Annotated in this window: 21 protein-coding genes; 17 read left to right on the forward strand and 4 right to left on the reverse strand. The window is 67.2% G+C overall.

Annotated features, from left to right (window positions below; all coding sequences use genetic code 11):
- The first annotated feature begins 37 nt into the window (after positions 1-37).
- Genes ACWH49_RS21045 through ACWH49_RS21115 form a run of 15 tightly spaced genes read left to right on the forward strand, consistent with a single transcriptional unit; the run spans position 38 to position 15074 of the window.
- Positions 38-631 (forward strand): NADH-quinone oxidoreductase subunit C, encoded by a 594-nt coding sequence (locus ACWH49_RS21045; protein ID WP_448173240.1) that lies wholly within the window; start codon positions 38-40, stop codon positions 629-631.
- Complete coding sequence (locus ACWH49_RS21050) at positions 631-1884, forward strand: NADH-quinone oxidoreductase subunit D (RefSeq protein WP_448173241.1); 1254 nt, start codon at positions 631-633, stop codon at positions 1882-1884. Before ACWH49_RS21045 ends, ACWH49_RS21050 begins: the two co-directional genes overlap by 1 nt.
- Positions 1881-2366 (forward strand): NADH-quinone oxidoreductase subunit NuoE family protein, encoded by a 486-nt coding sequence (locus ACWH49_RS21055; protein ID WP_448173242.1) that lies wholly within the window; start codon positions 1881-1883, stop codon positions 2364-2366. Before ACWH49_RS21050 ends, ACWH49_RS21055 begins: the two co-directional genes overlap by 4 nt.
- Positions 2363-3730 (forward strand): NADH-quinone oxidoreductase subunit NuoF, encoded by a 1368-nt coding sequence (gene nuoF / locus ACWH49_RS21060; protein ID WP_448173243.1) that lies wholly within the window; start codon positions 2363-2365, stop codon positions 3728-3730. Before ACWH49_RS21055 ends, nuoF begins: the two co-directional genes overlap by 4 nt.
- Positions 3731-3734: 4 nt before the next feature.
- Positions 3735-6050, forward strand: coding sequence for an NADH-quinone oxidoreductase subunit NuoG (nuoG, locus tag ACWH49_RS21065; RefSeq protein WP_448173244.1), 2316 nt, complete (start codon positions 3735-3737; stop codon positions 6048-6050).
- 2 nt (positions 6051-6052) lie between these two features.
- The gene (gene nuoH / locus ACWH49_RS21070; protein ID WP_056468634.1) at positions 6053-7150 is read left to right on the forward strand and encodes an NADH-quinone oxidoreductase subunit NuoH; all 1098 of its coding nucleotides are present in this window, start codon (positions 6053-6055) and stop codon (positions 7148-7150) included.
- 22 nt (positions 7151-7172) lie between these two features.
- Positions 7173-7670, forward strand: coding sequence for an NADH-quinone oxidoreductase subunit NuoI (gene nuoI / locus ACWH49_RS21075; protein ID WP_056468637.1), 498 nt, complete (start codon positions 7173-7175; stop codon positions 7668-7670).
- 42 nt (positions 7671-7712) lie between these two features.
- The gene (locus ACWH49_RS21080; RefSeq protein ID WP_448173245.1) at positions 7713-8351 is read left to right on the forward strand and encodes an NADH-quinone oxidoreductase subunit J; all 639 of its coding nucleotides are present in this window, start codon (positions 7713-7715) and stop codon (positions 8349-8351) included.
- Positions 8348-8665: an NADH-quinone oxidoreductase subunit NuoK gene (gene nuoK / locus ACWH49_RS21085; RefSeq protein ID WP_056468642.1), complete on the forward strand. Its 318-nt coding sequence runs from the start codon at positions 8348-8350 to the stop codon at positions 8663-8665. The genes ACWH49_RS21080 and nuoK overlap by 4 nt, the downstream gene beginning before the upstream one ends.
- A 6-nt stretch (positions 8666-8671) precedes the next feature.
- Positions 8672-10708 carry an NADH-quinone oxidoreductase subunit L gene (nuoL, locus tag ACWH49_RS21090; RefSeq protein ID WP_448173246.1) on the forward strand — a complete coding sequence of 679 codons (2037 nt, stop codon included), beginning with the start codon at positions 8672-8674 and terminating at the stop codon, positions 10706-10708.
- A gap of 20 nt (positions 10709-10728) precedes the next feature.
- Positions 10729-12210, forward strand: a complete 1482-nt coding sequence (locus ACWH49_RS21095; RefSeq protein WP_448173247.1) for an NADH-quinone oxidoreductase subunit M — start codon at positions 10729-10731, stop codon at positions 12208-12210.
- A 16-nt stretch (positions 12211-12226) separates the two neighbouring features.
- Positions 12227-13708, forward strand: a complete 1482-nt coding sequence (gene nuoN, locus ACWH49_RS21100; RefSeq protein WP_448173248.1) for an NADH-quinone oxidoreductase subunit NuoN — start codon at positions 12227-12229, stop codon at positions 13706-13708.
- 4 nt (positions 13709-13712) lie between these two features.
- Positions 13713-14012 carry a DUF2818 family protein gene (locus ACWH49_RS21105; RefSeq protein WP_056468654.1) on the forward strand — a complete coding sequence of 100 codons (300 nt, stop codon included), beginning with the start codon at positions 13713-13715 and terminating at the stop codon, positions 14010-14012.
- On the forward strand, positions 14009-14602 hold the full coding sequence (locus ACWH49_RS21110) for an NUDIX domain-containing protein (protein ID WP_448173249.1): 594 nt from the start codon (positions 14009-14011) through the stop codon (positions 14600-14602). The genes ACWH49_RS21105 and ACWH49_RS21110 overlap by 4 nt, the downstream gene beginning before the upstream one ends.
- A gap of 25 nt (positions 14603-14627) precedes the next feature.
- A complete protein-coding gene (locus ACWH49_RS21115) occupies positions 14628-15074 on the forward strand; it encodes a DUF1178 family protein (protein ID WP_448173250.1) in 447 nt (148 codons plus the stop codon).
- A gap of 9 nt (positions 15075-15083) precedes the next feature.
- On the opposite strand, the gene ACWH49_RS21120 is transcribed toward ACWH49_RS21115, so the two are convergent.
- The gene (locus ACWH49_RS21120; protein WP_056468666.1) at positions 15084-15323 is read right to left on the reverse strand and encodes a DUF2917 domain-containing protein; all 240 of its coding nucleotides are present in this window, start codon (positions 15321-15323) and stop codon (positions 15084-15086) included.
- 138 nt (positions 15324-15461) lie between these two features.
- Between ACWH49_RS21120 and gcvA the strand changes: the two genes are divergently transcribed.
- The gene (gcvA, locus tag ACWH49_RS21125; protein WP_448173251.1) at positions 15462-16394 is read left to right on the forward strand and encodes a transcriptional regulator GcvA; all 933 of its coding nucleotides are present in this window, start codon (positions 15462-15464) and stop codon (positions 16392-16394) included.
- Between the two features lie 18 nt (positions 16395-16412).
- Here the strand turns inward: gcvA and ACWH49_RS21130 are convergent, their stop codons facing one another.
- Together ACWH49_RS21130 and ACWH49_RS21135 are read right to left on the reverse strand one after the other, a co-directional pair.
- Complete coding sequence (locus ACWH49_RS21130) at positions 16413-17813, reverse strand: FAD-binding oxidoreductase (protein WP_448173252.1); 1401 nt, start codon at positions 17811-17813, stop codon at positions 16413-16415.
- The gene (locus ACWH49_RS21135; protein WP_448173253.1) at positions 17810-18211 is read right to left on the reverse strand and encodes a DUF2069 domain-containing protein; all 402 of its coding nucleotides are present in this window, start codon (positions 18209-18211) and stop codon (positions 17810-17812) included. The genes ACWH49_RS21130 and ACWH49_RS21135 overlap by 4 nt, the downstream gene beginning before the upstream one ends.
- 19 nt (positions 18212-18230) lie before the next feature.
- Between ACWH49_RS21135 and ACWH49_RS21140 the strand changes: the two genes are divergently transcribed.
- Complete coding sequence (locus ACWH49_RS21140) at positions 18231-19484, forward strand: YihY family inner membrane protein (protein ID WP_448173254.1); 1254 nt, start codon at positions 18231-18233, stop codon at positions 19482-19484.
- A 15-nt stretch (positions 19485-19499) separates the two neighbouring features.
- Here the strand turns inward: ACWH49_RS21140 and ACWH49_RS21145 are convergent, their stop codons facing one another.
- Entirely contained in the window at positions 19500-20780 is a 1281-nt protein-coding gene (locus ACWH49_RS21145; RefSeq protein ID WP_448173255.1) for a diguanylate cyclase domain-containing protein, read from the reverse strand.
- Positions 20781-20855: the final 75 nt, after the last annotated feature.

Genomic DNA, 20855 nt, shown 5'->3' on the forward strand with positions numbered 1-20855 from the left:
TTGGGGGGCTCGGCGCGCTGCGCCGGTGGGGGCGCCAATGAAGATCGACATCCTCGAGGCCGCGCTGGCGGCCGTGCTCGGCGAGCGCGTCAAGAAGCTGGTGCGCGACCGCGGCGAGCTGACCCTGACCGTAGCCGCTGTCGACTACCTGGGCGTCGCGCAGACCCTGCGCGACCATGCCGATCTGAAGTTCGAGCAGCTGATCGACCTGTGCGGCGTCGACTACTCGAGCTACCGCGACCAGGACTGGGAAGGGCCGCGCTTCTGCGTCGTCTCGCACCTGCTGTCGGTCTCGAAGAACTGGCGCGTGCGCCTGAAGGTGTTCTGCGCCGATGACGACGTGCCGATGGTCGCCTCGCTCACCGAGGTCTGGAGTTCGTGCAACTGGTTCGAGCGCGAAGCGTTCGACCTCTACGGCATCATCTTCGAAGGCCACAGCGACCTGCGCCGCATCCTGACCGACTACGGCTTCATCGGCCACCCGTTCCGCAAGGACTTCCCGGTGTCCGGTCACGTCGAGATGCGCTACGACGACGAGCAAAAGCGTGTGATCTACCAGCCGGTGACGATCGAACCTCGCGAGATCACGCCGCGCATCATCCGCGAAGACAACTACGGTGGCCTTCACTGATGGCTGACATCAAGAACTACACCCTGAACTTCGGCCCGCAGCACCCGGCTGCGCACGGTGTGCTGCGCCTCGTGCTCGAGCTCGACGGCGAGGTGATCCAGCGCGCCGATCCGCACATCGGCCTGCTGCACCGCGCGACCGAGAAGCTGGCCGAGAGCAAGACCTTCATCCAGTCGCTGCCGTACATGGACCGCCTCGACTACGTGTCGATGATGTCCAACGAGCACGCCTACTGCCTCGCGATCGAGCGGTTGCTCGGCATCGACGTGCCCATCCGCGCGCAGTACATCCGCGTGATGTTCGACGAGATCACGAGGCTGCTGAACCACCTGATGTGGCTGGGCGCGCACGGGCTGGACTGCGGTGCGATGAACATGCTCATCTACTGCTTCCGCGAGCGCGAAGATCTGTTCGACATGTACGAGGCGGTTTCCGGCGCGCGCATGCACGCCGCCTACTACCGCCCGGGCGGTGTCTACCGCGACCTGCCGGACTCGATGCCGCAGTACAAGGCGTCGAAGATCCGCAACGCCAAATCGCTGGCGCGGATGAACGACAACCGCCAGGGCTCGCTGCTCGACTTCATCGACGACTTCTGCAGGCGTTTCCCGAAGAACGTCGACGACTACGAGACGCTGCTGACCGACAACCGCATCTGGAAGCAGCGCACCGTCGGCATCGGCGTCGTCACGCCCGAGCGCGCGTTGAACCTCGGCTTCACCGGCCCGATGCTGCGCGGCTCCGGCGTGCTGTGGGACCTGCGCAAGCACCAGCCGTACGACGTCTACGACAAGATGGATTTCGACGTGGCGCTCGGCGTCAACGGCGACACCTACGACCGCTACCTGGTGCGCGTCGAGGAGATGCGCCAGGCGAATCGCATCATCCAGCAGTGCGTGACCTGGCTGCGGGCGAACCCGGGCCCGGTCATCACCGACAACCACAAGGTGGCGCCACCGTCGCGGCTCGACATGAAGTCGGGCATGGAAGACCTGATCCACCACTTCAAGCTGTTCACCGAGGGCTTCCACGTGCCCGAGGGCGAGGCCTATGCGGCGGTCGAGCATCCGAAGGGCGAATTCGGCATCTACATCATCAGCGACGGCGCGAACAAGCCGTACCGGCTGAAGATCCGTCCGCCCGGCTTCCCGCACCTGGCCTCGCTCGACGAACTGTCGCGCGGCCACATGATTGCCGACGCGGTCGCGCTGATCGGCACGATGGACATCGTTTTCGGAGAGATCGACCGGTGATCACGGAATCCACACGCGCCCGCTTCGCGAAGGAAGTGGCGAAGTACCCGGCCGATCAGGCGCAGTCGGCCGTGATGGCCTGCCTTGCGATCGTGCAGCAGGAACAGGGGCACGTCTCGCTCGAGAGCGAAAAGGCGATCGCCGAATACCTGGGCATGCCGCCGATCGCGGTGCACGAGGTCACGACCTTCTACAACATGTACAACCAGCAGCCGCTGGGGCAGTTCAAGCTCAACGTCTGCACCAACCTGCCGTGCCAGTTGCGCGACGGCCAGCAGGCGCTCGATCACCTGTGCCACAAGCTGGGTGTGGAAGAGGGCGGCACCACGGCCGACGGCCTGTTCACGGTGCAGAAGAGCGAATGCCTCGGCGCCTGCGCCGACGCACCGGTGATGCTGGTCAACGACCGGCAGATGGTCAGCTTCATGAGCAACGTGCGGCTGGACGAGCTCGTGGAGACACTGAAGGCGGCCAAGGCATGAAGAACGCAACCGTCGACCTCTCGAAGTTCCAGGCCACGGGCGCAGAGACCTGCTTCCACGGCAAGCACATCGGTGCGCAAATCTATGACGGCCTCGACGGCGAGAACTGGCGTCTGAAGGACTACGAGGCGCGCGGCGGCTACCAGGCGCTGCGCAAGATCCTCGAAGCCGGCGAGGGCAAGGGCATGACGCCCGAGCAGGTCATCGCCGAGGTCAAGGCCTCGGGCCTGCGCGGCCGCGGCGGCGCGGGCTTCCCGACCGGCCTGAAGTGGAGCTTCATGCCGCGCATGTACCCGGGGCCGAAGTACCTCGTCTGCAACTCGGACGAAGGCGAGCCCGGCACCTGCAAGGACCGCGACATCCTGATGTTCAACCCGCACATCGTCATCGAAGGCATGGCGATCGCGGCTTACGCGATGGGCATCAAGACCGCGTACAACTACATCCACGGCGAGATCTTCGAGGTCTACGACCGTTTCGAAGAGGCGCTCGAAGAAGCGCGCGCCGCCGGCTACCTCGGCGACAACATCGTCGGCTCGAACTTCAGCTTCCAGCTGCACGCCGCGCACGGCTTCGGCGCCTACATCTGCGGCGAGGAGACCGCGCTGCTCGAATCGCTCGAAGGCAAGAAGGGCCAGCCGCGCTTCAAGCCGCCGTTCCCGGCGAGCTACGGTCTCTATGGCAAGCCGACGACGATCAACAACACCGAGACCTTCGCGGCGGTGCCGTGGATCATCCGCAACGGCGGTGAACCGTACCTCGCGATCGGCAAGCCGAACAACGGCGGCACCAAGATCTTCTCGGTCGTCGGTGACGTCCGCAACCCAGGCAACTTCGAAGTTCCGCTCGGCACGCCGTTCAGCAAGCTGCTCGAGCTCGCCGGCGGCGTGCGCGAAGGTCGGACGCTGAAGGCGGTGATCCCGGGCGGCTCGTCGGCGCCGGTGCTGCCGGCGGCGATCATGAACGAGCTGACCATGGACTACGACGCCATCGCCAAGGCCGGCTCGATGCTCGGCTCCGGCGCGGTGATCGTGATGGACGACACCCGCTGCATGGTCAAGAGCCTGCTGCGCCTGAGCTACTTCTACATGCACGAGAGCTGCGGCCAGTGCACGCCGTGCCGCGAGGGCACCGGCTGGCTCTACCGCATGGTCGACCGCATCGCCAAGGGCGAGGGCCGCATGCAGGACATCGACCTGCTGAACTCCGTGTCCGACAACATCCAGGGCCGCACGATCTGCGCGTTGGGCGACGCCGCGGCGATGCCGGTGCGCGCGATGATCAAGCACTTCCGCGACGAGTTCGTCCATCTCATCGAGCACAAGACCCCGAAGGTCGCGGCACCGGTCGCGGTCACCGCGTAAACACATGATCGAAATCGAACTCGACGGCAAGAAGGTGGAGGTTGCGGAAGGCAGCATGATCATGCATGCCGCCGACAACGCCGGCACCTACATCCCGCACTTCTGCTATCACAAGAAGCTCAGCATCGCGGCCAACTGCCGCATGTGTCTGGTCGACGTCGAGAAGGCACCGAAGCCGATGCCGGCCTGCGCCACGCCGGTGACGCAGGGCATGATCGTGCGCACCAAGAGCCCGAAGGCGCTCCAGGCCCAGAAGGGCGTGATGGAGTTCCTGCTGATCAACCACCCGCTCGACTGCCCGATCTGCGACCAGGGCGGCGAGTGCCAGTTGCAGGACCTGGCGGTCGGCTACGGGGCGTCGAGCACGCGCTACGACGAAGAAAAGCGCGTCGTCTTCCACAAGAACGTCGGCCCGCTGATCTCGATGGAAGAGATGAGCCGCTGCATCCACTGCACCCGCTGCGTGCGCTTCGGCCAGGAAGTGGCCGGCGTGATGGAGCTGGGAATGATCCATCGCGGCGAACACTCCGAGATCACGACCATCGCCGGCGAGACGATCGACTCGGAACTGTCGGGCAACATGATCGACGTCTGCCCGGTCGGCGCGCTGACCAGCAAGCCGTTCCGCTACAGCGCCCGCACCTGGGAACTGTCGCGCCGCAAGAGCGTGAGCCCGCACGACAGCACCGGCACCAACCTGATCGTCCAGGTCAAGGCCAACCAGGTCATGCGCGTGCTGCCGCTCGAGAACGAAGACGTCAACGAGTGCTGGATCGCCGACCGCGATCGCTTCTCGTACGAGGCGCTGAACGGAACCGACCGCCTGACCACGCCGATGATCAAGCAGGGCGGCGCCTGGAAGGCGGTCGACTGGTCGACCGCGCTCGAGTACGTGAGCCGCGGCCTGACGCAGATCAGCGTCGACCACGGCGCGCGCAGCATCGGCGCGCTCGCGTCGGCGACCAGTACCGTCGAGGAACTGCACCTGCTGGCGAAGCTGGTGCGCGGCCTGGGCAGCGACAACATCGATCATCGGCTGCGCCACGCCGACTTCACCGCATCGAAGGGCGTGCGCTGGCTCGGCACGACGATCGCATCGCTCAGCAACCTGCAGCGCGTCTTGGTCGTTGGCTCGTTCCTGCGCAAGGACCATCCGCTGTTCGCGCAGCGCATTCGCCAGGCCGCCCGCAAGGGGGGCCAGGTGCACAGCCTGAACGCGGCGCACGACGACTGGCTGATGCCGATGGCGTCACAGACCTCGGTCGCGCCGAGCGGCTGGCTCCAGGCCTTGGCCGACATCGCTGCGGCGATCGGCGCAACGACCGGCGCGTCGGCACCGCTGGCGGGTGAGGTCACCGACACGGCCAAGTCGATCGCCGCATCCCTGCTCGGCGGCGAGCGCAAGGCCGTGCTGCTCGGCAACGCTGCCGCGCAGCATCCGCAGGCCCAGGCCTTGCTGACGGTCGCCGACTGGATCGGCGCGCAGACCGGCGCGAGCGTCGGCTACCTGACCGAAGCCGCCAACACGGTTGGCGCCCAACTCGTCGGCGCATGGCCCGAGAACGGCGGCATGAACGCCGCGGCGATGCTCGACGGCCCCGCGCTCAAGGCCTGCCTGCTGCTGAACGTCGAGCCGGCGCTGGACGCTGCGAACGCCGCGGCTGCCAGCGCCGCGATGCAGGCCGCCGAGATGGTGGTCGTGATGACGCCGTTCAAGAACGTCGCGCACGACGTGGCCGACGTACTGCTGCCGACCGCGCCGTTCACCGAGACCTCCGGCACCTTCGTCAACGCCGAGGGTCGTGTGCAGGGCTTCCACGGCGTCGTGCGGGGCCTGGGCGAAACGCGCCCGGCCTGGAAGGTGCTGCGCGTGCTCGGCAACCTGCTGGAGCTCGAAGGCTTCGACTTCGAGACCTCGGAAGAAGTGCGTGCCGAGGCGCTGGGCGACGTGACCACGATCGCCGCGCGCCTGGGCGCCAAGGGCGCGTCGAACGCCACGGCGACGCCGGCGCCCGCCGGTTTCGAGCGGATCGCCGACGTGCCGATCTATTCGACCGATGCGCTGGTGCGCCGCGCGACCTCGCTGCAGCTGACGACCGACGCGCGTGCGCCGCAAGCCAGCCTGCCGACTGCCTTGTGGGCGCAGCTGGGGCTGAACGACGGCGACAAGGTGCGGATCTCGCAAGGCAGCGCTTCGGCGATCCTGCCGGCGCGCGTCGATGCCACGCTGGCGCCCACGGCCGTGCGCGTGCCCGCCGGCCATCCGGACACCGCCGCGCTCGGCCCGATGTTCGGCGCGTTGACGGTCGAGAGGGCCTGAGCATGATCGACAGCATCACCAGCTTCGGCAGCACGCACCTCGGGGCGCTGTGGCCGACCGTGTGGACCATCGTCAAGATCATCGCGCTGGTCGCGCCGCTGATGATCTGCGTCGCCTACCTGACGCTGTGGGAGCGCAAGGCGATCGGCTGGACCCAGGTCCGCCCGGGCCCCAACCGCGTCGGCCCGCTGGGCCTGCTGACCCCGATCGCCGATGCGGTCAAGCTGATCTTCAAGGAGATCATCGTCCCGACCGCGGCCAACAAGCGCCTGTTCTTCCTCGGCCCGGTGATGACGATCATGCCGGCGCTCGCCGCCTGGGTCGTGATGCCGTTCGGCCCCGACGCTGCGCTGTCCAACCTGAACGCCGGCCTGCTGCTGCTGATGGCGATCACGTCGGTCGAGGTCTATGGCGTGATCATCGCCGGCTGGGCCTCGAACTCGAAGTACGCCTTCCTCGGCGCGCTGCGCGCGTCGGCGCAGATGGTCAGCTACGAGATCGCGATCGGCTTCTGCCTGGTCGTGGTGCTGATGGTCAGCGGCAGCTTGAACATGACCGAGATCGTGCTCGGCCAGGGCAAGGGGATGCTCGCCGATCGCGGCCTGACCTTCCTGTCGTGGAACTGGCTGCCGCTGCTGCCGATCGCGGTCGTCTACTTCATCTCCGGCCTGGCCGAGACCAACCGGCACCCGTTCGACGTGGTCGAGGGCGAGTCCGAGATCGTGGCCGGTCACATGGTCGAGTACTCGGGCATGGCGTTCGCGATGTTCTTCCTGGCGGAGTACGCCAACATGATCCTGATCTCCGCGATCGCGGTGATCATGTTCCTCGGCGGCTGGTACGCGCCGGTGTCGTTCGCGCTGTTCGGCATGGAGACGCCGGCCTGGATCCAACAGACCTCCTGGTTCTGGAACTGGTTCTGGCTGTTCGGCAAGACCTTCTGCGTCGTCACCGTGTTCCTTTGGGTGCGCGCCACGTTCCCGCGCTTCCGCTACGACCAGATCATGCGTCTGGGCTGGAAGATCTTCATTCCGATCACGCTGGTCTGGCTGCTGGTCGTGGGTCTGTGGATCCAGTCGCCGCTGAACATCTGGCGTTGAAGAGAGCGAATCGAGAATCACCATGTCTGCTGTCGCATCCATCAAGGAGCTGTTCTCGAGCCTGATGCTCACCGAACTGCTCAAGGGCCTGGCCTTGACCGGACGCCACTTCCTGTCGCCCGCGATCACCGTGCAGTTCCCGGAAGAGAAGACGCCGCTCAGCCCGCGATTTCGCGGCCTGCACGCGCTGCGCCGCTACGAGAACGGCGAGGAGCGCTGCATCGCCTGCAAGCTGTGCGAGGCCGTGTGCCCGGCCATGGCGATCACGATCGAGTCCGACGTGCGCGACGACGGTTCGCGCCGCACGACCCGATACGACATCGACCTGACCAAGTGCATCTTCTGCGGCTTCTGCGAGGAGAGCTGCCCGGTCGACTCGATCGTCGAGACCCACATCTTCGAATACCACGGCGAGAAGCGCGGCGACCTGTATTTCACCAAGGACATGCTGCTGGCCGTCGGTGACCGCTACGAGCCCGAAATCGCCAAGGCCAAGGAGGCGGACGCCCGCTACCGCTGACTTCGGCCACGGGGCGGGGAGCCCTGTGCAAACAACAACACCATGATCGATACCGCGCTCTTCTACGTCTTCTCAGCCGTGCTGCTGTTCGCCGCGTTCCGTGTCATCACGGCACGCAGCCCGGTGTACGCCGCGCTCTACCTCGTGCTGGCGTTCTTCAACGCGGCCTGCGTGTGGATGCTGCTGCGCGCCGAGTTCCTGGCCATCGTGCTGGTGCTCGTCTATGTCGGCGCAGTGATGGTGCTGTTCCTGTTCGTCGTGATGATGCTCGACGTCGGCTCCGAGGCACTGCGCGAGGGCTTCTGGACGCACTTTCCGGCGGCTGCGGTCGTCGGCGTCGTGATCGCGCTCGAGATGGCCGCGGTACTGATCCCGGGCTTCCGCCTCACCGACGCGCCGGTGGCCGATGCCGCCGCGCTGAAGCTGGGCAACACCAAGCTCCTCGGCATCGAGGTGTACACCAAGTACCTGTACCCGCTGCAGATCGCCGCGGTGCTGCTGCTGGTGGCGATCATCGCGGCGATCGCGCTGACGCTGCGCCGCCGCAAGGATTCGAAATACCAGAACCCGTCGGACCAGGTCCGCGTGAAGGCCGCCGACCGCGTGCGCATCGTCAAGATGAAGGCCGAGGTCGAGCTGCCGCCCCCGCCGCCCGCCATGCCGGAAGGAGAGAAGAAATGAGCCTCGGCACCCTGACGCTCGGCCACTACCTGTCGCTCGGCGCGATCCTGTTCGCGCTGTCGGTGATCGGCATCTTCTTGAACCGCAAGAACCTGATCGTGCTGCTGATGGCGATCGAGCTGATGCTGCTGGCGGTCAACCTGAATTTCGTCGCGTTCTCGCACTACCTCGGCGACATGGCCGGGCAGGTGTTCGTGTTCTTCATCCTCACCGTGGCGGCCGCCGAGTCGGCGATCGGCCTGGCGATCCTGGTCGTGCTGTTCCGCAATCGCGCCACGATCAATGTCGACGAGCTCGACACCCTGAAAGGCTGATCGAGCATGTCGGCAACCCTGTCCCAAAACATGCTGCTGGCGGTGCCGTTGGCACCGCTGGTCGGCGCCATCGCCGCGGGCTTGTTCGGCCAACAGATCGGCCGCAAGGGCGCGCACTGGATCACCTGCCTCGGCGTCGCGATCTCGCTCGCCATCTCTGTGCAGACCCTGCTCGCCGTCATCGACGGCGCGCGCTTCAACGCCACCATCTACGAGTGGATGAACCTCGGCGGCCTGAAGATGGAGGTCGGCTTTCTCGTCGACGGGCTGACCGCGATGATGATGGTCGTGGTCACCTTCGTCTCGCTGATGGTGCACATCTACACCATTGGCTACATGGCCGAGGACCCGGGCTACCAGCGCTTCTTCAGCTACATCTCGCTCTTCACGTTCTCGATGCTGATGCTCGTGATGAGCAACAACTTCCTGCAGCTGTTCTTCGGCTGGGAGGCGGTGGGCCTGGTCTCGTACCTGCTGATCGGCTTCTGGTTCACGCGCCCGACCGCGATCTTCGCGAACATGAAGGCGTTCCTGGTGAACCGGGTCGGGGACTTCGGCTTCATCCTCGGCATCGGCCTGATCGTGGCCTACGGCGGCACGCTGAACTACGGCGAGGCGTTCGCCAAGGGCCCGGAGATCGCGAAGCTGACGTTCCCCGGCACCGAATGGTTGCTGATCACCGTGACCTGCATCTGCCTGTTCATCGGCGCGATGGGCAAGAGCGCGCAGTTCCCGTTGCACGTCTGGCTGCCCGATTCGATGGAAGGCCCGACGCCGATCTCCGCGCTGATCCACGCGGCGACGATGGTGACCGCCGGCATCTTCATGGTCGCGCGCATGTCGCCGCTGTTCGAGCTGTCGGACACCGCCTTGTCGTTCGTGATGGTCATCGGCGCGATCACCGCGCTGTTCATGGGCTTCCTCGGCATCATCCAGAACGACATCAAGCGCGTCGTCGCGTACTCGACGCTGTCCCAGCTCGGCTACATGACGGTCGCGCTCGGCGCCTCGGCCTACTCGGTTGCAGTGTTCCACCTGATGACGCACGCGTTCTTCAAGGCGCTGCTGTTCCTCGGTGCCGGCTCGGTGATCATCGGCATGCACCATGACCAGGACATCCGCAACATGGGCGGCCTGCGCAAATACATGCCGATCACCTGGATCACCTCGCTGCTCGGTTCGCTGGCGCTGATCGGCACGCCGTTCTTCGCCGGCTTCTACTCGAAGGACAGCATCATCGAGGCCGTGCACGCGAGCCACCTGTGGGGCTCGGGCTTCGCGTACTTCGCGGTCGCCGCGGGCGTGTTCGTCACCGCGTTCTACTCGTTCCGGATGTACTTCCTGGTGTTCCATGGCGAGGAGCGCTTCCGCCACAAGCCGTTCCCCGGCGAGCACGATCACCATGACGACGACCACGCTGACGACGGACACGCGCACGAGCCGCACATCCCGCACGAGTCGCCGGCCGTCGTCACGCTGCCGCTGATCGCGCTGGCGATCCCGTCGGTGATCATCGGCTTCCTGACGATCGGCCCGATGCTGTACGGCGAGTTCTTCAAAGGCGCGATCGTCGTCAACGCCGAAGCGCATCCGGCGATGGAAGAACTTGCCAAGGAGTTCCACGGCGCGGTCGCGATGGGCATCCACTCGCTGACCTCGCTGCCGCTGTGGCTGGCGATCGCCGGCGTCGTCACGGCGTACGTGTTCTATCTCGTGAAGCCGTCGATCCCGGCGGCGATCCAGGCGCGCTTCGGCTTCATCCAGCGTCTGCTCGAGAACAAGTACTACCTCGACTGGATCAACGAGAACGTCTTTGCCCGCCTGGCGCGCATGACCGGCACCGGCCTGTGGAAGGGCGGCGACGAGGCCGTCATCGACGGGGCCATCAACGGCTCGGCCCGCATGATGGGCGGCCTGGCCGCCATTGGTCGCCGGCTGCAGACCGGGTACCTGTATTTCTACGCGCTGGTGATGATCGTGGGCGTGATCGGTTTGATGACCTGGCAGCTGTGGCCGTTCCTGCTCGGCTCGGCCGGCAAGTAGCCCACACGGAGAACAAGAACATGGGTTTGTTGAGTCTGGCGATCTGGCTGCCGATCCTCGCGGGGGTGGTGCTGCTCGCCATCGGGCGCGACCAGAATGCGCCGCAGGTGCGCTGGATTGCGTTGATCGCGGCGTTCGCGAGCTTCGTCGTCACGCTGCCGCTGATCGGCGGGTTCAGGAACGACACCGCGGCGATGCAGTTCGTCGAGAAGTTCGACTGGATCGAGCGCTTCAACGTGCACTACCACCTCGGGGTCGACGGCCTGTCGATGTGGTTCGTGCCGCTGACGTCGTTCATCACCGTGATCGTCGTGATCGCCGCGTGGCAGGTGATCACCGACCGCGTCAACCAGTACATGGGCGCGTTCCTGATCCTGTCGGGCCTGATGGTCGGGGTGTTCGCGGCGCTCGACGGGCTGCTGTTCTACGTGTTCTTCGAGGCCACGTTGATCCCGATGTACCTGATCATCGGCGTGTGGGGCGGGCCGCGGCGCGTCTACGCGGCGTTCAAGTTCTTCCTGTACACGCTGGCCGGCTCGCTGCTGATGCTGGTGGCGCTGATCTTCCTGTACTACAAGTCGGGCGGCAGCTTCGACATCCTCACCTGGCACAAGCTGCCGCTGGGCATGTCGGCGCAGAGCTACCTGTTCTTCGCGTTTTTCCTCGCGTTCGCGGTCAAGGTGCCGATGTGGCCGGTGCATACCTGGTTGCCCGACGCCCACGTCGAGGCGCCGACCGGCGGCTCGGTGGTGCTGGCCGCGATCATGCTGAAGCTCGGCTGCTACGGCTTCCTGCGGTTCTCGCTGCCGATCACGCCCGACGCCTCGCACCACTTCGCGCCGTTCATCATTGCGCTGTCGCTGATCGCGGTGGTCTACATCGGCTTCGTCGCGCTGGTGCAGCAGGACATGAAGAAGCTGGTCGCGTATTCGTCGATCGCGCACATGGGCTTCGTGACGCTCGGCTTCTTCATCTTCAACGAGCTCGGCATGTCCGGCGGCATCGTGCAGATGATTTCGCACGGCTTCGTGTCGGGCGCGATGTTCCTGTGCATCGGCGTGCTCTACGACCGGGTGCATTCGCGCGAGATCGCGGCGTACGGTGGCGTGGCCAACACGATGCCGAAGTTCGCGGCGTTCGCGGTGCTGTTCGCGATGGCCAACTGCGGCCTGCCGGGCACCGCCGGCTTCGTCGGCGAGTGGATGGTGATCCTCGGCACGGTCAAGGCCAACTTCTGGCTCGGCTTCATCGCCGCGACCACGCTGGTGTTCGGCGCGGCCTACACGCTGTGGATGGTCAAGCGGGTCTACTTCGGCCCGATCGCGAACGACCACGTCCGTGAGCTGGTCGACATCGACGCGCGCGAATTCGCGATGCTCGCGATCCTCGCCGCCGCGGTGCTGTTCATGGGCCTGTACCCCAAGCCCTTCACCGACTCGATGCACGCGTCGGTCGACAACCTGCTGAAGCACGCCGCGGTCAGCAAGATCCCCTCACCCTGAGCGTGCCCCAAGAGCCATGAATCAAATGAACTGGCCTGCCGTCTACCCGGAGATCGCGCTGCTCGCGATGGCCTGCGTCGTCGCTATGGTCGACCTGTGGGTCACCCACCCGAAGCGCCTGCCGACCTACCTGCTGACCCAGGCTTCGCTGGCTGTCGTCGCGGTGATGCAGCTCGCGGCGTTCAACGCCGGCGAGACCGTCTACGCCATGCAGCGCATGGTCGTGGCCGATCCGATGGGGCACCTGCTCGGCTTCTTCGCGACCGTGGCGGTGATGATCTCGCTGGTCTATGCGCGCCCCTACGCCGCCGAGCGCGACATGCTGAAGGGCGAGCTGTTCACGCTCAGCCTGTTCTCGTTGCTGGGCATCGCGGTGATGCTGTCGGCGAACAACTTCCTGGTGATCTACCTCGGCCTGGAGCTGATGTCGCTGAGCCTGTACGCGCTGGTCGCGATGCGCCGTGATCACGCCGACGCCACCGAGGCGGCGATGAAGTACTTCGTGCTGGGCGCGCTGGCGAGCGGCTTCCTGCTGTACGGCCTGTCGATGATGTACGGCGCCACCGGTTCGCTCGAGATCCCGGAGGTCTACAAGGCGATCGGCACCGGCCAGATCAACAAGTCGGTGATGATCCTCGGCGTCGTGTTCCTGGTCGCGGGGCTGGGCTTCAAGCTCGGCGCGGTGCCGTTCCACATGTGGGTGCCCGACGTCTATCAAGGCGCGCCGACCGCCGCGACGTTGCTGCTGGGCGGCGCGCCCAAGCTGGCCGCGTTCGCGATCACGCTGCGCCTGCTGGTCGAGGGCATGATCGGCCTGGCCTACGACTGGCAGCAGATGCTGGTCGTGCTGTCGGTCGGCTCGATGCTGCTGGGCAACATCGTCGCGATCGCGCAAACCAACCTGAAGCGCATGCTTGCGTACTCGAGCATCGCGCAGATGGGCTTCATGCTGCTCGGCCTGTGCTCGGGCGTGGTCTACAACAACACGATCTCGGCAGCCAATTCGTACGCGTCGTCGATGTTCTACATCGTCACCTACGTGCTGACGACACTCGGCAGCTTCGGCATGATCATGCTGCTGTCGCGCCAGGGCTTCGAGTCCGAGGAGGTGTCCGACCTTGCCGGTCTCGCCAAGCGCAGCCCGTGGTTCGCGCTGGTGATGACGATCTTCATGCTGTCGCTGGCCGGCCTCCCGCCGACCGTGGGCTTCTACGCGAAGCTGTCCGTGCTGCAGTCGCTCGTCTCCACCAACGTCACCGGCTACCTGGTGCTGGCGGTGGCGGCGGTGGTGCTGTCGCTGGTCGGTGCGTTCTACTACCTGCGGGTCATCAAGGTCATGTACTTCGACGAACCCGCCGATGCGCGCCCGCTCGAGAGCAGCGGTGACGTGCGCGCGGTGATGTCCCTGAACGGCGCGGCGGTGCTGTTCTTCGGCATCCTCCCTGGCGGCCTGATGACGCTGTGCGTGCAGGCGATCGTCAAGGCGCTGGCGACCTGACGGGATGGCTTCGACGCCGGCGGTCTGGCTGGTGCTGCTGATCGCGCTGGTCGCGGCGAACCTGCCGTTCGTCAACGAGCGGCTGTTCGTCGTCGGTCCGGCGCACGCGCCCAAGTCGATCGGGTGGCGCCTGCTTGAACTCGTCGTGTTCTGGGGTCTGACGCTCGCGATCGGATTCGCGCTCGAGGCGCGTGCCGGTCAGCGCCAGCCGCAGGGCTGGGAGTTCTACGCGGCCCTGGGCTTCACTTTCCTCACGTTCGCCTTCCCCGGCTTCGTGTGGCGCTACCTGCGGCGCGGACGATGAGCGCATCGCCGACACCCGGGGACGTCCACCTGCGCGAGGAGACGCTGCTCTCCGAACGGGCATACCGCGGCAAGTTCCTGCACGTTCGCCGCGACGATGTCCGCCTGCCCGACGGCAGCAACGCCGAGCGCGAGTACATCGTCCACCCGGGCGCCGTGATGGTCGTGCCGCTGCTGCCGGACGGGCGCCTCGTCGTCGAGCGCCAGTGGCGCCACCCGCTGGCCCGCGTGATGCTGGAATTCCCGGCCGGCAAGCTCGACGCCGGCGAGGCGCCGCTGACCTGCGGCATCCGCGAGCTGGCCGAGGAGACCGGTTATCGCGCCGCCGAATGGGCCCGTGCGGGAATCCTGCACAACGCGATCGCCTATTCGAACGAGGGCATCGAGGTCTGGTTCGCGCGCGGCCTCACGCTCGGCGAACGCCGGCTCGATGTCGGCGAGTTCCTCGACGTCACCGAGATGAGCGCGGAGCAGCTCGACGAGGCCGCCCGGCGCGGCGAACTGACCGACGCCAAGACACTGATCGGCTTGCTCTGGTTGCAGAATTGGCGCGCCGGCCGCTGGCCTCTCGAGTGGTCGCCCGCGCCGTGAGCGGCGCGGTCCGATAATCCGGACGATGAAGGTCCTGAACCTGCGTTGCGCGCGCGAACATCGATTCGAAGGCTGGTTCGCGTCCGACGCCGATTTCGTTGCGCAGGGTGAACGCGGCCTGATCGCGTGCCCGTTGTGCGAGGACAAGGCCATCGTGCGGCTGCCCAGCGCGCCGCGCCTGAACGTGTCCACGCCGCGCGGCGATGCGGTCGGCCCGCCGCCGGCCGCCGGCGAGATCGCGCAGGCCCGTGCCCAGGGCCGCTGGCTGCGCGCGATGCGCGACGCCATCGCGTCCACCGAGGACGTCGGCGACCGCTTCCCGGAGGAGGCACGACGCATCCACTACGGTGAGGCGCAGGAGCGCGGCATCCGCGGCCACGCCTCGGCGGAGGATGCCGAGGCGCTGCGCGACGAGGGCATCGAGATCGTCACCGTGGCACTGCCCGAGTCGCTCAAGAATCCGGTCCAGTAGACCGGCGGCTCAAAGCGGCTCGAGCACCACGAAGCTCGAATCGGCCATCGCGCTGACCAGCGTGTCGGCATCCCGGTCGATGCTGAAGCCTTCGCCGGGCGAGACGAACACGTCGCGCAGGTCGTTGTCGATCGTCACCCACAGGCAGCCGTTCAGCGCCTCGATGCGCTGCCCGGTGCCGTGGCGGATGCGATGGATCTGGCCCTTGCGCAGGCTGATGGCGGCGGGGTGCAGGTCGGTGGTGTTCATGGTGCTGGTCCTTCACATGAGGCACCGTCATGCGGTGCGTGAAGGCAGTTTCGTGCGTACGTCCCGCTCGCTCAAACGGTATGTTTGAATGTCTCGCATGCGGTTCTAGAATGCGAATGCCGCTGTCCGGGAGCCTTGATGCGCCACTACGACCTGCCGCCGCTCGATCAGCTCGAAGCCTTCGAGGCGTCGGCGCGCCACCTGAGCTTCACCAAGGCGGCCGACGAGCTGGCGCTGACGCAATCGGCCGTGAGCCGCCAGATCGCCGCGCTCGAGGAGCACTACGGATTGCCGCTGTTCCGCCGACTGCACCGTGCCTTGCGCCTGACAGACGAGGGCCAGGCGCTGGCGCAGGTCGTGTCCGATGTGCTGGGTCGGCTGCATCAGATCGGCGGTGAACTGCAGCGCGACCGCCGTGCGAAGACCGTGGTCGTGACCACGACGCCCGGGTTCGCGGGCCTGTGGCTGATCCCGCGGCTGGCCAGCTTCACCGCGTCGCGCCCCGATGTCGACGTCCGCATCTCGGCCGGCTATGCGCTGGTGAACCTGAACCGCGACGGCGTGGACCTCGCGATCCGCTACCAGTCGGAGGACGCGATCGATGCCGGCGCCGAGCTGCTGTTCGGCGACGTGGTGCTGCCGGTGTGCAGTCCGAAGCTGTTGCGGGACAAGTCGCGACCGCTGAAGACGCCCGAGGACCTGCGCCACCACGTGCTGATGTACCTCGATTCCGGCCCCGGCGCCGACATGCAGGACTGGCCGATCTGGCTGCGCGCGATGAAGCTGGACACGCTGAAGCCCGCCAGCGTGCTGCACTTCTCGCAGTTCGACCAGTTGATCAACGCGGCCGTGGCAGGGCAGGGGGTGGCCCTGGGCCGCAGCCCGCTGCTGAAGCAGCTGCTTGCGGAACGCAAGCTGGTCGCGCCGTTCAAGAAGACGGTCGCGTCGCCGCGCAGCTACTACCTCGTGCAATCGGCCGGCGCGCCGCGCAAGCCGGAGGTGCTCGATTTCGCAGCCTGGTTGCTGGCGCAGGCGCGCTCCGGCGCGGCGCAGGCGGAAGCGTCGAGCTGAACGTTCGGAGGCGACGCTTCAGAGCACGCGTCCCGGGTTCAGCATCCCGTTCGGATCGAGCGCCTGCTTGATCGCGCGCATCATCCCCAGCGCCACCGGCGATTTGCGCTGTGCCAGTTCGTCCCGCTTCAGCGCGCCCACGCCGTGCTCCGCGGAAATCGAGCCCGCGAAGCGGCCAACCGCGTCGTACACCAGCGTGTTGACCGCGTGCTCGTGGTCGCGCAGGAACGCGGTCGCATCGACGCCCTCGGGGGCCTGCACGTTGTAGTGCAGGTTGCCGTCGCCGAGGTGGCCGAAGTTGACGAGGCGCACACCCGGGAAGCCGGCCGAGAGCGCGGCGTCGGTGGCTGCCACGAACTCGGCGACGGCCGAGACCGGCAGCGCGATGTCGTGCTTGATGTTCGCGCCTTCCTGGGCCTGGGCCATCGGGATCGACTCGCGCAGGTGCCACATCGCGTTCGACTGCTCGAGGCTGCTCGCCACCGCCGCGTCGGCGATCAGGCCGCGGTCCAGCGCCGTCTCGAGCAGTGCCTCGAACAGCGCCTGCGCGTGGGCCTCGCCCTCGTTGTCCGATTGCTCGAGCAGGACCGTCCAGTCGGCCGGCGGCAGCGGCTGCGCGAGCTGCGGCATGTGCGTGCGGACGAGGCCGAGCGCGTAGCGGCCCATCACCTCGAAGCCGGTGAGGCCGGCACCCAGCCGCGCCTGGGCGAGCTGCAGCAGCTGGACGGCGGCTTCGAGCGTCGCGAGAGACGCCAGCGCGGTGGTCACGGCGGCCGGCTGCGGGTGCAACTTCAACGTGGCCCCGGTGATGATGCCGAGCGTGCCCTCGCTGCCGATGAACAGATCGCGCAGGTCGTAGCCGGTGTTGTCCTTGCGCAGGCCGGTGAGTCCGTTCCAGATCTCGCCCGATGCGGTCACGACCTCCAGGCCGAGGCACAGCTCGCGCGTGTTGCCGTAGCGAAGCACCTGGGTGCCGCCGGCGTTGGTGGCGAGGTTGCCGCCGATCGTGCAGCTGCCCTCGGCGGCCAGGCTGAGCGGGAACAGCAGGCCGCGTGCAGCCGCAGCCTCCTGCACGCTCTGCAGCACGCAGCCGGCGTCGACCGTCATCGCGAGGTTCGCGACGTCGATCTCGCGCACGCGGTTCATGCGGGTCAGGCTCAGCAGCACCTGCGTGCCGCTGTCGTCCGGGATCGACGCACCGACCAGGCCGGTGTTGCCGCCTTGCGGGACGATCGCGGTGCCGTTTGCTGTGCACGCGCGGACGACGGCGGCCACCTCGGCCGTCGAACCCGGGCGAACGACGGCGCGCGCGCGGCCGCGGTAGCGTTTGCGCCAGTCGATCTCATAGCCCGAGAGGTCGCCGTCCACCAGCACGTGGGCCGCGCCGACGGCAGCACGCAGTTCGTCGATCAGCGTCATGCGTCCTGTTCCTTTGCGTTGCGCAGGCGCCAGCGCACGTGCGCCGCGCAGGCCGCGAACAGCAGCAGGCACAGCAGCACCTCGAGCGTGCCGAGCCACACACCGGCGCCGCGCTCGCTCGTCGCGCGCACCACGCCCTCGGTGAAATACAGCCACACCATCAGGCTGAGCCAGCGGTAGGTGTACATGCGGTTGCGAAGCAGCCCGCCGAGCGGGATCAGCAACGGCAGGACCTTCAGCGCGAGCGTCCGGCTGCCGGTGGGGGCGAGCCACAGCTCCCATGCGAGCCCGAGAGCGATCAGCGCGATGACGCTGCCGACGGCCGCGGCGCGGGTCCAGGCGATGGGGGCGGGCAGCGGCGGCGCGGCGCCGGCGCTTGCGGAGGGGGAGGCTTGCATCACTGGCATGATGCCAGCAATGAAGCTCACGACCACGATCAAGACGGCAGTTCACGACGAGCTGCCGGACCTGGTCCAGACCCTGCAGACCTGGCCGTGGCGCGACACCCTTCGCACGCTTCGCGCCCGCTTCCGCGAGGACCGCCTGGGCCTCACCGCGAGCAGCCTGACCTTCACGACGCTGATCTCGCTCGTGCCGCTGCTGACCGTGATGCTTGCGGTGTTCTCGGCGTTCCCGATGTTCGCGCGCTTCCAGGAGGCGCTGCAGAAGTACTTCCTGCAGACCCTGGTCCCGCAGGACATCGCCAGCCAGGTGCTCAAGGCGCTGAACCAGTTCGCCGGCAAGGCCCAGGGTGTCGGCAGTGTCGGTCTGGTCTTCCTGGTGTTTGCCGCGCTGGCCTTGATGCTCACGATCGATCGCACGCTCAACAACATCTGGCGCGTGCGCGCGATGCGGCCGATCACGCAGCGCGTGCTCGTGTACTGGTCGGCGGCAACCCTCGGCCCGCTCGTGCTCGGCGTCAGCCTGAGCCTGACGTCGTACGCGATTTCGGCGTCGAAGGGGCTGGTCGCGGTGCTGCCGGGCGGCGTCGCGCTGCTGCTCGCGGTGCTGGAGTTCCTGTTGCTCGTCGTGGCGTTCGCCGGCCTGTTCCACTATGTCCCGAACACCCACGTCCGCTGGCGCCATGCGATCGCCGGCGGCGCGTTCACCGCGGTCGGCATCGAAGTCGCGAAGAAGCTGCTGGGCTGGTACTTGCAGACGGTGCCGACCTACACCGTGATCTACGGCACCCTGGCGGCCGTGCCGATTCTGCTGATCTGGATCTACCTCGGCTGGGTCATGGTGCTGCTCGGCGCCGTGATCGCGGCTTACGCACCGAGCCTGCAGTTGCGCGTGAAGCGCTGGCCGGACGGCCCCGGCGCCAAGCTGCAGCTCGCGCTGGCGGTGCTGCGCGAACTGGCAGTCGCGCGCGAGGCCGGCGAGCGCGGCCTGAGCGTCGGCCAGCTCGGCGAGACGCTGCGGATCGATCCGTTGCAGACCGAGCCGATCCTCGAGACCCTGATGCAGTTCGACTGGATCGGCCAGCTCGACGAAGCCGACGACCCGCGCTTCGTGCTGCTGTGCGACCCGGCGCGAACCCCGGCGCAGCCCCTGATCGCGCTGATGCTGCTGGCCCCCGGCACCTCGGCGCGCGGCCTGTGGCGGCGCGCCGGGTTCGACACCATGACCCTGCAGGAACTGCTGGAGACCGACGAGTCGGCACCTCCCTGAGGGTGCCCGACGCGACTAACGCGTCGACTCGAACGCGATCGCCGCGCAGTGCATCGCGCAGTTCTTGCCGCTGCGCTTGGCCGCGTACATCGCGTCGTCGGCCAGCTGCAGCAGCGTCAGCGGGTGGCGTGCGTCGCGCGGCGCCAGCGCATAGCCGATGCTCGCGCTGACGACGCCGCCGAGCGGCCCGTTGCCGGTGACCGACCCGACGGCAGCCAGCATGTGGACCGCGAGCGCCTGGGCGCCGTCGTGGTCACGCACCGGGGCGAGCACGAGGAACTCGTCGCCGCCGAAACGCCCGACCGCGTCGTCGGCCCGCACCGCCTCCTGCAGCGCGCGTCCCACGGCCACCAGCAGCGCATCACCCTCGGCGTGCCCGAGACGGTCGTTCACGGCCTTGAAACCGTCGAGGTCGACGAAGTAGAGCGCGACCGGCTGGCGCTCGGCCTCGACCAGGGCCGCCTCGACATGGTCCATCATCGTGCGCCGGCTCAGCACGTCGGTCAGGCCGTCGCGTTCGACGCGGCGCTTGAGCTTCTCCTGCGAGACGGTGAGCTCGTGCACGTCGACCGTGACGGTGTACAGGCCGAGCACCTGACCGTCCTCGGCCAGGTCGGGCACGTAGCTCGTGCGCATCCAGCGCGGGCCTTGCGGCAGCGCGTCGACCAGGCGCGTGTACTGCACCGCGCGGCCCTGCAGCGCGCGCTCGAAATACGGCGCATGCTCGGCCCACCGGCGGGCGCCCCGCGCATCGCCGATGTGGCGGCCGAGCAGGTCCTCGCGCCGCGTGCCCGTCGCCTCGCAGTACGCCTTGTTGACGAAGCGCAGCACGAACTGGTGGTCGACGTACGTGAGCGGGTAGGGGATGTTCTCGGTGAAGCGGTCGAGGCGCTTCTGCGTCGCCGTCAGGGTCTCGCGCGCGATCACGTCGTCGTGGATGTCGGTCGCGATCGTGAACACCGCCTCGACGGTGCCGTTCGCGTCGGCATCGGGGAACACCTGGATGCGCGCCCAGCGGCCCGGCGTGGGGCCATGCATCAGCTGGCGCTGGTAGGTGAGGGTGTGGCCTTCGAACGCCTGCATGAAGGCGGGCGCTGCTGCAGCCCAGGCGATCTCGCCGAACAGTTCCTGCAGCGTGCGGCCGAGCAACTGATCGCGCGGCCGGCCGGCCCAGGCCAGGTAGTGATCGTTGCAGAAGACCAGCCGCGCGTCGCGATCCCAGCGGCCGATCGGCAGATCGATCGCCGTGACGAGGCGCTCGATGTGTGTGATGCGCGGATCGGCGGCAGCAACCATGGGCGGATGGTAGCGAGCCGCCCGGTCAGAATGTCAAACTGGTTTCAATTCGCCCTGAAGTCCGTTGCGAGTTAC

The sequence above is a fragment of the Rhizobacter fulvus genome (genome assembly GCF_964020785.1).

Coding starts and splice junctions, on each gene's coding strand:
- ACWH49_RS21045 (WP_448173240.1), top strand. CDS start 38: ATGAAGATCGACATCCTCGAGGCCGCGCTGGCGGCCGTGCTCGGCGAG.
- ACWH49_RS21050 (WP_448173241.1), top strand. CDS start 631: ATGGCTGACATCAAGAACTACACCCTGAACTTCGGCCCGCAGCACCCG.
- nuoF (WP_448173243.1), top strand. CDS start 2,363: ATGAAGAACGCAACCGTCGACCTCTCGAAGTTCCAGGCCACGGGCGCA.
- nuoG (WP_448173244.1), top strand. CDS start 3,735: ATGATCGAAATCGAACTCGACGGCAAGAAGGTGGAGGTTGCGGAAGGC.
- nuoH (WP_056468634.1), top strand. CDS start 6,053: ATGATCGACAGCATCACCAGCTTCGGCAGCACGCACCTCGGGGCGCTG.
- nuoI (WP_056468637.1), top strand. CDS start 7,173: ATGTCTGCTGTCGCATCCATCAAGGAGCTGTTCTCGAGCCTGATGCTC.
- ACWH49_RS21080 (WP_448173245.1), top strand. CDS start 7,713: ATGATCGATACCGCGCTCTTCTACGTCTTCTCAGCCGTGCTGCTGTTC.
- nuoK (WP_056468642.1), top strand. CDS start 8,348: ATGAGCCTCGGCACCCTGACGCTCGGCCACTACCTGTCGCTCGGCGCG.
- nuoL (WP_448173246.1), top strand. CDS start 8,672: ATGTCGGCAACCCTGTCCCAAAACATGCTGCTGGCGGTGCCGTTGGCA.
- ACWH49_RS21095 (WP_448173247.1), top strand. CDS start 10,729: ATGGGTTTGTTGAGTCTGGCGATCTGGCTGCCGATCCTCGCGGGGGTG.
- nuoN (WP_448173248.1), top strand. CDS start 12,227: ATGAATCAAATGAACTGGCCTGCCGTCTACCCGGAGATCGCGCTGCTC.
- ACWH49_RS21105 (WP_056468654.1), top strand. CDS start 13,713: ATGGCTTCGACGCCGGCGGTCTGGCTGGTGCTGCTGATCGCGCTGGTC.
- ACWH49_RS21110 (WP_448173249.1), top strand. CDS start 14,009: ATGAGCGCATCGCCGACACCCGGGGACGTCCACCTGCGCGAGGAGACG.
- ACWH49_RS21115 (WP_448173250.1), top strand. CDS start 14,628: ATGAAGGTCCTGAACCTGCGTTGCGCGCGCGAACATCGATTCGAAGGC.
- ACWH49_RS21120 (WP_056468666.1), bottom strand. CDS start 15,323: ATGAACACCACCGACCTGCACCCCGCCGCCATCAGCCTGCGCAAGGGC.
- gcvA (WP_448173251.1), top strand. CDS start 15,462: ATGCGCCACTACGACCTGCCGCCGCTCGATCAGCTCGAAGCCTTCGAG.
- ACWH49_RS21130 (WP_448173252.1), bottom strand. CDS start 17,813: ATGACGCTGATCGACGAACTGCGTGCTGCCGTCGGCGCGGCCCACGTG.
- ACWH49_RS21135 (WP_448173253.1), bottom strand. CDS start 18,211: ATGCAAGCCTCCCCCTCCGCAAGCGCCGGCGCCGCGCCGCCGCTGCCC.
- ACWH49_RS21140 (WP_448173254.1), top strand. CDS start 18,231: ATGAAGCTCACGACCACGATCAAGACGGCAGTTCACGACGAGCTGCCG.
- ACWH49_RS21145 (WP_448173255.1), bottom strand. CDS start 20,780: ATGGTTGCTGCCGCCGATCCGCGCATCACACACATCGAGCGCCTCGTC.